The sequence below is a fragment of the Variovorax sp. E3 genome (assembly GCF_016082275.1).
Classification (GTDB): domain Bacteria; phylum Pseudomonadota; class Gammaproteobacteria; order Burkholderiales; family Burkholderiaceae_C; genus Variovorax.
This window is the reverse complement of sequence record NZ_MOWM01000040.1, coordinates 42,356-51,790: the sequence shown is the minus strand read 5'-3', so window position 1 is coordinate 51,790 and position 9,435 is coordinate 42,356. Positions and strand designations below refer to the sequence as shown.

At 70.3% G+C, this 9,435-nt stretch carries 13 protein-coding genes; 8 read left to right on the top strand and 5 right to left on the bottom strand.

Annotated elements, in window-relative coordinates:
• Together BMG07_RS16360 and BMG07_RS16355 are read left to right on the top strand one after the other, a co-directional pair.
• Positions 1 to 327, top strand: a 327-nt coding sequence (locus BMG07_RS16360) for a helix-turn-helix transcriptional regulator (RefSeq protein ID WP_198085462.1), incomplete at its 5' end; no start/stop codon positions are given.
• Positions 328 to 443: 116 nt separating this feature from the next.
• The gene (locus BMG07_RS16355) at positions 444 to 1,214 is read left to right on the top strand and encodes a TIGR04325 family methyltransferase (RefSeq protein ID WP_198085461.1); all 771 of its coding nucleotides are present in this window, start codon (positions 444 to 446) and stop codon (positions 1,212 to 1,214) included.
• 15 nt (positions 1,215 to 1,229) lie between these two features.
• Here BMG07_RS16355 and BMG07_RS16350 read toward each other — a convergent pair whose 3' ends face one another.
• Entirely contained in the window at positions 1,230 to 1,724 is a 495-nt protein-coding gene (locus BMG07_RS16350; protein WP_198085460.1) for a Spy/CpxP family protein refolding chaperone, read from the bottom strand.
• 199 nt (positions 1,725 to 1,923) lie between these two features.
• Here BMG07_RS16350 and BMG07_RS16345 point away from each other — a divergent pair, with 199 nt between their 5' ends.
• The 3 genes from BMG07_RS16345 to BMG07_RS16335 all read left to right on the top strand — a co-directional run bounded on the left by BMG07_RS16345 (position 1,924) and on the right by BMG07_RS16335 (position 3,973).
• Complete coding sequence (locus BMG07_RS16345; protein ID WP_198085459.1) at positions 1,924 to 2,820, top strand: SPFH domain-containing protein; 897 nt, start codon at positions 1,924 to 1,926, stop codon at positions 2,818 to 2,820.
• Positions 2,821 to 2,836: 16 nt separating this feature from the next.
• Complete coding sequence (locus tag BMG07_RS16340; RefSeq protein WP_198085458.1) at positions 2,837 to 3,034, top strand: hypothetical protein; 198 nt, start codon at positions 2,837 to 2,839, stop codon at positions 3,032 to 3,034.
• 99 nt (positions 3,035 to 3,133) lie between these two features.
• A complete protein-coding gene (locus BMG07_RS16335; protein ID WP_198085457.1) occupies positions 3,134 to 3,973 on the top strand; it encodes a substrate-binding domain-containing protein in 840 nt (279 codons plus the stop codon).
• Positions 3,974 to 3,993: 20 nt separating this feature from the next.
• Here BMG07_RS16335 and BMG07_RS16330 read toward each other — a convergent pair whose 3' ends face one another.
• Together BMG07_RS16330 and BMG07_RS16325 are read right to left on the bottom strand one after the other, a co-directional pair.
• Positions 3,994 to 4,890, bottom strand: a complete 897-nt coding sequence (locus BMG07_RS16330; protein ID WP_198085456.1) for an alpha/beta fold hydrolase — start codon at positions 4,888 to 4,890, stop codon at positions 3,994 to 3,996.
• A gap of 19 nt (positions 4,891 to 4,909) precedes the next feature.
• A complete protein-coding gene (locus BMG07_RS16325; RefSeq protein ID WP_198085455.1) occupies positions 4,910 to 5,257 on the bottom strand; it encodes a hypothetical protein in 348 nt (115 codons plus the stop codon).
• 144 nt (positions 5,258 to 5,401) lie between these two features.
• Between BMG07_RS16325 and BMG07_RS16320 the strand changes: the two genes are divergently transcribed.
• Both BMG07_RS16320 and BMG07_RS16315 read left to right on the top strand, forming a co-directional pair.
• Positions 5,402 to 6,091 (top strand): response regulator transcription factor, encoded by a 690-nt coding sequence (locus tag BMG07_RS16320; protein WP_198085454.1) that lies wholly within the window; start codon positions 5,402 to 5,404, stop codon positions 6,089 to 6,091.
• 5 nt (positions 6,092 to 6,096) lie between these two features.
• Positions 6,097 to 7,587: a HAMP domain-containing sensor histidine kinase gene (locus BMG07_RS16315; RefSeq protein ID WP_269759045.1), complete on the top strand. Its 1,491-nt coding sequence runs from the start codon at positions 6,097 to 6,099 to the stop codon at positions 7,585 to 7,587.
• A gap of 14 nt (positions 7,588 to 7,601) precedes the next feature.
• Here the strand turns inward: BMG07_RS16315 and BMG07_RS16310 are convergent, their stop codons facing one another.
• On the bottom strand, positions 7,602 to 8,018 hold the full coding sequence (locus tag BMG07_RS16310) for a response regulator (RefSeq protein WP_198085453.1): 417 nt from the start codon (positions 8,016 to 8,018) through the stop codon (positions 7,602 to 7,604).
• A 172-nt stretch (positions 8,019 to 8,190) separates the two neighbouring features.
• On the opposite strand from BMG07_RS16310, the gene BMG07_RS16305 reads away from it, so the two are divergent.
• Positions 8,191 to 8,943, top strand: a complete 753-nt coding sequence (locus BMG07_RS16305; RefSeq protein WP_198085452.1) for a transporter substrate-binding domain-containing protein — start codon at positions 8,191 to 8,193, stop codon at positions 8,941 to 8,943.
• Between the two features lie 18 nt (positions 8,944 to 8,961).
• Here the strand turns inward: BMG07_RS16305 and BMG07_RS16300 are convergent, their stop codons facing one another.
• Positions 8,962 to 9,375, bottom strand: coding sequence for a hypothetical protein (locus BMG07_RS16300; RefSeq protein ID WP_198085451.1), 414 nt, complete (start codon positions 9,373 to 9,375; stop codon positions 8,962 to 8,964).
• Positions 9,376 to 9,435: the final 60 nt, after the last annotated feature.

Below are 9,435 nucleotides of genomic sequence, written 5' to 3'. Positions count from 1 at the left end.
GCGGCGGGCGCGGCCGTGGCCATCGGCACGGCCACGGGCATGCGGCTGTCGGTGCGCAACCTGGGCGCGGCGGCGCTCGGCGAGACCATGCTGCTGTTCGCGATGCAGCGCGAGGGCCCGGCCGCGCGGCTGGCCGAAGCCGCGCTCACGCCGCGCGAGACCGAGGTGCTGTCGTGGCTCGCCAAGGGCAAGACCAACCGCGACATCGGCGAGATCCTGGGCACCAGCCCGCGCACGGTGAACAAGCACCTGGAGCACATCTTCGAGAAGCTGGGGGTGGAGACGCGGGCGGCGGCCGCGGCGCTGGCGAGCGGGCAGCTGGTGTGAACACTTCGGGCGCGCACGGTAGGTAACCCACGGGGGGTAACCGCCCCCACCGCACAGGGTTTTAGGTCTTGAATGCTTTGGTAGCAATCAGAATCAAGTGGCCACCGGAGCCAAAAATGCTGTCAAGCCTTCTGCAGTTCCCGCCCCGCGAAAGCGCCTACAAGCGCAAGTTCCTGAGCAACCAGGACGAGAACCTCTTCATGGGTTCGTTCGAGAGCTTTGCCGCGGCCGAGGCCGGCGCGCCGCCCAGCAAGGCCGTGGGCTACGACAACGCGGAAGCGGCCAAGCTCTACAGCCCGCAGATCTATTTCTACGATTACCCGGCGCTGTTCTGGCTCGGGCGCTCGATCGATGCGGGCCTCACGCGGGTGTTCGACCTGGGCGGGCACATCGGCATCAAGTACTACGCGTTTCGCCGCGTGCTGAGCTACCCGGGCAGCCTGCACTGGACCGTGTGCGACGTACCCGGCGTGGTCGAAAGCGGGCGCGCGCTGGCGGTGCAACGCGAGGCCACCGCGCAGCTCGACTTCAGCACCGACTACCGCGACGCGAGCGGCTGCGACCTGCTGTATGCCTCGGGCAGCCTGCAGTACCTGCCGGTGCGCATCGACGCGATTCTTTCGTCGCTTGCAGTGAAGCCCAGGCGCATCATCCTGAACACCACGGCCGTGCACCCGGAGCGCACGATCTACACGCTCAACAGCATCGGCGTGGCCGTGTGCCCCTACCGCATCGAGCACCACGACGAGCTGATGGCCGAGTTGGCGCGCTCAGGCTACAAGAAGCGCGACACCTGGCGCAACGAGGGCAAGCCGATCGAGGTGCCCTTTGTCGATGGCGGCGACAAGCCCTACTACGCGGGCTGCTGCTTCGACCTGGGCGCGTGACGCCTGCGCCCCGCGTCAGGGAATGACGGCGGGCAGGTTCTGGTCGGCCACGTGCCGCTGCTCGGGCGACAGCGCGTCGTAGAGCGTCGACAGCGCGTCGCTCACGGCCTGCGCGCGCCGTGCCCGGTCTTGTGCCTGCGTGGCGCGCGACTGCGCGAACTGCACGGCCGTCTGGTCGTCGCCCGGTGCGGCGGCGGTCATGCCGGCGCGGCCCGCCATGTCCCACACCGCATCGGAGAAGCGGTCCCACTGCGGCGACTGCTCGGGCGTGATCATGAGTTGCAGGCGCAGGTCGTAGAGCTTGTCGCGGATCTTGCCCGCCGCCGTGGCCGGGGTAGAGAGGCTGTCGCCCGTGCGCGGGCTCGCCGAGCTGTCGGCGCGCGCGCCGCGCCGGCCGCCACCGCCCATGCCGCCACCACCGCCGCCGCCGAACTGCGCGAAGCTGTAGCCGCTCACGGCAATCAGCGTGGCGGCGAGCGCGAACTTCCGCAGGGGTTGTTTGATCGTCATCCTGAAATCCTTTGGAGCCGGCCCGAGAAGGGCCAGGCTGCATTTCAGGAGCCTCGGCTGTCCAGCGCGTTGCGCGCCGGTTAACCGGGGGTAAAGCAGGCGGGCTTTACCGGCATCGCGCTTTCAAAAAAACTTGAGCGCCTACTTGAGCGCCTTCAGAAAAGATATTAAAGTGATATCACTTTTACCGGAGGCATCCATGAACGAGAAGACCCTCACTCCACCCCGCTCGGTCCGCAAGGAGCGCTCGTACCGCTCCTTCAACGGCTACGGCATCGTGGCCGCGGTGCTGCTGCTGATCGCGTTCGGCACGGCCGCCATCGTGCAGCGCTGGACGCCGCTGCCGGTGAGCGTGCTGCTCATCGTGGTGGCGCTGGTGCTGGTGCCGGGCCTGTACATGCTGCAGCCCAACGAGGGCATCATCCTCACGCTGTTCGGCGAGTACCAGGGCACCGACCGCAGCGAGGGCCTGCGCTGGACCAACCCGCTGCAAAGCGGCCAGAAGATCTCGCTGCGCGCGCGCAACCTCAACACGCCCGCGCTGAAGGTGAACGACAAGCGCGGCAATCCGGTGGAAATCGGCGCGGCCGTGGTGTGGAGGGTGCACGACACGGCGCAGGCCGTGTTCGAGATCGACGACTACAACAAGTTCGTCGCCATCCAGGCCGAGGCCGCCATCCGCCACCTGGCCACGCTCTACGCCTACGACAGCGGCGACGACCTGCCGACCGAAGAGACCACGCTGCGCGCCGGGCTCGACACGGTGGCCGACGCGCTCAAGGCCGAGCTCAACCAGCGCTTTGCCAGCGCCGGCGTCGAAGTGCTCGACGCCAAGCTCACGCACCTGGCCTATGCCCCCGAGATCGCGCAGGTGATGCTGCGCCGCCAGCAGGCGGTGGCCATCGTGAGCGCGCGGCACCAGATCGTGGCGGGCGCGGTCGGCATGGTCGAGGCGGCATTGCGCGGCCTGTCGGAGCGCAACCTCGTTGTGCTCGACGACGAGCGCAAGGCCTCGATGGTGTCGAACCTGCTGGTGGTGCTGTGCTCCGACCGCGAGACGCAACCGGTCGTCAACACGGGTACGCTGTACACCTGATTCCCCTCTCCCCTCGATGGCCAGTCCCGGAAAAAAATCCTACCCCCTGCGCATCGACCCGGCCCTGTGGGCCGAGATCGAACGCCTGGCGGCGCAGGAGCTGCGAAGCGCGAACGCGCAGGTCGAGTTCCTGCTGCGCGAAGGGCTGGCCAAGCGCGGGCGCCTGCCCCCCTCGCCCCCCGCTTCCGATGGCAAGCCGACCCCGCCTCGGTGAATACCCCTGCTGCGCTGAGAGCGGAATGACAGCCCCGGCTTCTACGATGGCAACGGCAGGCGACACCCGGTTCGCCGCGCCCTTCCCTCTGGAGACATCGTGACGAAGCCCCTTCTTTTTTCCTCCACCCGACTCAGCGGACTCACCCGGCGCGCCGCGCTCCCCCTGCTCGCGGCCCTTGCGCTGGCCGGCTGCGGCGGCCTCGGCGGCACGCAGCCGCCCGCGGCCACCGGCGACATCCACGTCATGACCTCGGGCGGCTTCACCGCCGCCTACAACGACCTGCGCCCCGCATTCGAGCGCAGCAGTGGCCGCAGCGTGAAGACGGCCTACGGCGCCTCGATGGGCAACGCCGACGATTCGATCCCTAGCCGCCTGGCGCGCAACGAGCCGGCCGACGTGGTGATCCTGGCGCGCCCGGCGCTCGACGCGCTGGTGGCGCAGGGCAAGGTGGTGCCGGGCAGCCAGGTCGACCTGGTGCGCTCGGCCATCGGCTTCGCGGTGCGCAAGGGCGCGCCCAAGCCCGACATTTCCACGGTCGATGCGCTCAAGCGCACGCTGCTGGCCGCGCCGTCGATCGCCTACTCGGCCAGCGCGAGCGGCACCTACTACGAGACCGAGCTGCTCAAGAAGCTGGGCATCGAGGACCAGGTCAAGCCCAGGAGCAAGCGCATCCTCAGCGAGCGCGTGGGCACCGTCGTGGCCCGCGGCGACGCGGCGCTGGGCCTGCAGCAGGTGAGCGAGCTGCTGCCGATCGCGGGCATCGACTACATCGGCCCGCTGCCCGCCGAGGTGCAGCGCGTGACGGTGTTCTCGGCCGGCATCGCCACCGCGTCGAAGCAACCCGATGCCGCGCGGCAGCTGATTCGCTACCTGAACTCGCCGGCCGCCGCGCCCGCCATCGCGAAGACCGGGCTGGAGCCGCTGACGGCGCGCTGACCCTGCCGCCGCACGGCGCGCTACAGCGTCCAGCCGTCGCGCCGGAAGAATTCGACCAGCGCGTCGTCCACTTTCGCGGCCTGGTCGTAGGCAATCGCGTGGCCCGCGCCGGGCAGCAGCTCGACGCGCACATGCGGCGCCAGGGCCTGCACGCGGGCGAAGGCGCGCAAGGGGTCGTACAGCGCCTCGTCCTCGCCCAGCATCAGCAGCGTCTGCTTGGGCAGCACGCGCAGGTCGGCGTCGCTCATGCGGCCCGGCGGACGGGGATGGCCGCGCTGGCAGCGCCAGCGCACCAGCAGGTCGTCCATGGCCCAGGGCGGCGGCTCGGGCGCCAGCGGCGACGACACCATCGCCTGGAACGCGCGCACCATCCGCTCGCTCGGAAAGGTCACGGCCAGCCCGGCGCGCGCCATGAAGCTCACGCGCATCGACTCGAGGTTGGGCGGCGCCAGCAGCGCGAGCCGCGACACGCGGCGCGAGGTCTGGCGCAGGTACGCCGCCGCGAGCCACGCGCCAAAGGAGCTGCCGCACAGCCCCAGCTTCGGCCGGCCGATGCCGATCAGCACGTCCTCGAGCCAGTTGCAGTACGCATCCTCCGACGCGGGCCGGCGCCCTTCGGTGCGGCCCGCGTCGCCGATGATGTCGACCGCGTAGACCTGCAGCGAACCCGCGAGCCGCTCGATGTTGTGGATCCAGGTGGTGGCGTTGCCCCCGCCGCCGTGCAGCAGCAGCACCGGCGGCGCGTAGGCCGGGCCCGACGCCAGCACGTGCGCGCGGCCGTAGCGCGTTTCGACATACCGGCTTTCATACGGCACCGGCCAGCGCGCGAGCACGCGGGCGTACGAATCCAGCAACGTGGACCGGGCTTCCAGCGAGCGGAAGTGGCCGGCATGCAGGCGTGCTTCGAAGAGGCTCATGGCGTGTGCGGGCCGGCGCTCATTGGCGGTAGGGGTTGTGGGGGCGCCGGTCGCGGCGGTCGGGCACGCCGTCGCCGTCGCTGTCCGCGTTGCGGCGGTAGCGGGCGGGCTCGCTGTAGCGCTCGTGGCTGTAGCGGCGGCCGCCGCGCGGGTCGATGCCCCAGCCGGTGCCCCACCCCGTTCCGGGGCGCCATCCGGTGCCCGGGCCGTCCCTGTGCAGGTCGATGCGCTCCAGGCGCTCGACGCTGTACACCGGCCGCGAGGGCCTGAACTCCTCGGGAAGCGGATCGGGGCGATGGGCGCTCGCCTCCAGCGCCGCCAGGGGCAGAAGGAGCATCGCGGCGGCGACGGCGAACCTGGAATGCATGGTGTCTTTCTTCAGTCTGATGGACGAACACCCCGCATCCTGATACGCCTGAATGAAGGTCTGCTGAAAATTCGGCAGCCCGCGGGCAGCGCCGGCCTCGCTTTCTTTGGGATTTCTTCAGCTTCGCCGGTTAGATTGCCGACCATGAAGATCCTCCTGGCCGAAGACGACTTCGATCTGGCCACCGGCATTCGCGTCGCCCTGCAGACCCAGGGCATGGACGTGGTGTGGGTGCGCCGCATCGCAGAGGCGCTGCGCATCCTCGACGAAGACGGGTGCGACCTGCTGCTGCTCGACCTCGGCCTGCCCGACGGCGACGGCCTGGCCGTGCTCGAGCACCTGCGCCGCGCGGGCGCGCGCCTGCCCGTGCTCATCCTGAGCGCGCGCGACGGCCTGCACGACCGGTTGCTGGGCCTGGACAACGGCGCCGACGACTACCTGGTCAAGCCCTTCGTGCTGGCCGAGCTGATTTCGCGCGTGCGCGCCCTCACGCGGCGCAGCTACGGCGGCGACGGCGCCACCTTCGAGGTGCGCGGCCTGTGGCTGCACGAGCCGACCCAGCGCGTGCGCGTGAACGGCGAATCGGTGGCGCTCTCGCGCAGCGAGTTCAAGCTGCTCACGCTGCTGGTCAAGCGCGCCGACCGCGTGGTCGCGCGCCGCATGCTCGAGCAGCTGGCGCTGGCGGGCTTGCCCGGCCAGAGCCCGGGCAGCAACGTGCTCGACGTGCACATCTCCAACCTGCGCCGCAAGATCGGCGACGGCTACATCCGCACCGTGCGCGGCATCGGCTACGTGATCTACCTGACCGCGCAGCAACCGCTGGAGCAGGCGTGACCCCCATGCCGCGCGGGTTCGGCGCATCGCTTGCGCAAGCGCCGGGCCGGCTGATGCGCAACCTGTGGGGGCGCCTGCGGCGGCCGTCGCTGGTGCGCCGCCTCATGTTCGCGCAGATCGCGATGATGACGCTGCTGTGGAGCGTGGCGGTGGCCCTGCTGCTGGGCTCCGCGATGTTCGACGACCTGTCCACGCTGGACGCCTCGCACCGCGCCATGCTCACCGTGGCGCGCAACATGACCGACCAGCCCGCCAAGCAGTACGAAAGCCTGCGCGCCCTGGACCTGGGGCTGCGCAATGCCTTGGGCAACGGCAACGACGCCTCGCTGTCGCCCAGCGTCATCGTGTGGCAGAACGGCCGCGAAATCTATCGCTCCGACGGCGTGCCCTCGGGCATCGTGAACTCGCGCCCCGACATCGGCGAGACGGTCGAAGCCGACGGCAAGAGCTGGCGCGCCCGCACCATCGAATCGCCCACGGGCAAGACGCGCGTGACGCTGATCACGCCCGGCGGCGTGCAGATCTGGCTCACCTTCCAGTCGCGCGGCTACTACATCCTGCCGCTGATCGTCAGCGTGCCCTTTCTGCTGTTTCCCGCGTGGCTGTCGATCCGGCTGGCGCTGCGGCCGTGGCGCAAGGTGGCGCGCGAAATCGCCTCGCGCGGCCCGCACGACCTGGCGCCCGTCACCCAGCTGCCGCGCCACGACGAGCTGCTGCCGCTGGTGCACAACTTCAACGCCCTGATGGACCGGCTGCGCGCGAGCATCGCGCGCGAGCAGAGCTTCATTGCCGACGCGGCGCACGAGCTGCGCACGCCCATCGCCGCCATGCGCGTGAACGTCGAGGCGCTGCAGTCGCTGCTCACGCAGCACATTCCCACCGAGCGCCAGCACGAGCTGTTCGCGCGGGTGCTCAGCAGCAACGTGCGCGCCGAGCGGCTGGTGGGCCAGCTGCTGCGGCTGATGCGCAGCCACGCGCAGACATCGGCGCCCGGCCCGCTGCGGCTGGACGACCTGCTGCAGGAGCGGCTGGCCGCGCTGTCGGCGCTGGCGCACGTGCGCGAGGTCGAGATCGAGCTGGTGGCCGACGAGCCCGTGGAGATCGCGGGCGACCGCGACAGCCTGGTCTCGATGATCGACAACCTGATCGACAACGCCACCAAGTACAGCCCCGTGGGAGCGACCGTGAGCGTGGGCATCCAGCGCGTGGGCGACGAGGCCGTGCTGACGGTGGCCGACCAGGGGCCGGGCATCATGCCGGCGCTGCGCGAGCGCGTGTTCGACCGCTTCTTTCGCGACCCCGACCAGACGCAGACCGGCAGCGGCCTGGGGCTGGCCATCGTGCGCTCGGTGATCGACGTGCACGGCGGCTCCATCGCGCTGGACGACACGGGCATGGGCCCGGGGCTGCGGGTGACGGTGCGGCTGCCGCTGGCCGCCACCGGGGAGCCCGGCCCGCTGGGTGCGCTCGGGACGGTGGCGCCGGCGGCTTCGTAGCCCGCCGGGCCTGCTCAGGGCGCGAGCGTTTCGCGCGGTTCGTCGCCGCGCGCGCGCCCTTCGGCCTCGAGGTTCGCGCACAGCGCGAAGAACCCGTCGAGCTCGCCCGCCTTGTCGAACACCGCGTCGGCCCCGAGTTCTCGCGCCCAGTCGGCGATCTCGCCGGTCGCGTAGTTGGTCAGCACCACCACGCGCTGGCCGGGCCGGCAGCGGCCGCAGCGCTTGACGATGCCCAGGCCCGAGCCTTCGTTCAGGAACAGGTCGACCACCAGCAGGTCCCACGCGCCGGGGTTCCCGTCCAGCCACGCGACGGCCTCGGCCTCGGTGGTGGCCGTGCCGATCAGGTGGACGTCGACCGCGTCCTCCATGGCGGCGATCAGGGCGTGGCGGATATGGGGGTTGTCTTCGACAAGAAAGGTGGAGAGCGGCACGGCGAAGGCGGGATCGATTTTCGAATGGTGCCTAGCCTAAGCGAAAGCGCGAAGCCCCGGCGGTGAGCGCGCCGCCCTACATGCGGTAGGAAATCCGGCCACCACGAGCCCCCCCGTAAACTGGCGCGCTTCCGACTCACTTCCCGCGCGGCCCAGCCGACGAATGAACGCCATGACACAGCCTCAGCCGACGACGATCTCCCCCGCCCTCGTTTCCGCCTTCGCGCCCGGCGGCACGCTGCGCGCGTCCATCAACCTCGGCAACCCCATCCTGGCCAACAGGAACCCCGATGGCGGCGAGCCCGTGGGCGTGTCGATCGACCTCGCGCGCGAGTTCGCGCGGCGGCTCGGCGTGGGCATCGAACTGGTGGTGTTCGAGAAGGCCGCCGCCTCGGTCGACGCGGTGAAGAACGAGAAGGCCGACATCGGCTTCTTCGCCATCGACCCCGCGCGCAGCGAAGGCCTGCTGTTCACCGCGCCCTATGTGTTGATCGAGGGCAGCTACCTCGTGTCCGAAGCCTCCGCGCTGACCGACAACGCGCAGGTCGATGCGCAGGGCCACCGCATCTCGGTCGGCTCGGGCAGCGCTTACGACCTGTTCCTGACGCGCGAGATCCGGCACGCCGACATCGTCCGCCTGCAGGGCGCGGGCCCCGCGCTGGCTGCGCTGCGTTCGGGCGAGGTCGAGGTGGCGGCCGGCATCCGCCAGTTGCTCGAAGGCGAAGCGCAACGCGCGCCCGGCGTGCGCGTGCTGCCGGGGCGCTTCATGGTGATCCAGCAGGCCATGGGCACGCCGGCCAGCCGCGGCGCCGAAGCGCAGGCGCTGCTCGCGGCCTTCGTCGAGGAGATGAAGGCCAGCGGCTTCGTGGCCGATGCGCTGGAGCGCCACCGCATCGAGGGCGCGATCGTCGCGCCCTCGGCCTGAGCGCGACGACCCGCAACCTCAGAGCTTGAACGCCTCGACCGGCCCCTGCGAATAGAACAGGAAGTAGCCGGTCGACGTCTGGAAGCTGTTCTTCTTCCACCCCGCCGGTACCTTGAAGATGCCGAGCTGCTCGCTCGCCACGCCGACGAAGGCGGTGTTCTCGCTGTCGGTGGTGATGCGCTGCCAGCGTTCGCGCGTCACGGGCCGCATCTGCATCTTGGGTTCGCTCCACTCGGGCGTGCGCACCTTGTCGCGCATCACGTAGTGGTCGCCCTGCAGCTCGATCTTGATGAGTTCCTTGAGCGCGCCGTTCTGCTTGACGGCGTAGGTGCCGACCAGTTCGGCCTCGGGGCCGCCGTTGCTCGCGCCGCACGCGGCCAGCAGCAACAGCGCCGACGCGCCCGCCGCCAGCCATTTCAATGCTGTGTTCATGGGAGTCCTTTCGGTATGGAGCGCGCGCCACCCGGCATGCCCGGCGGCGCGCGGGTTTCA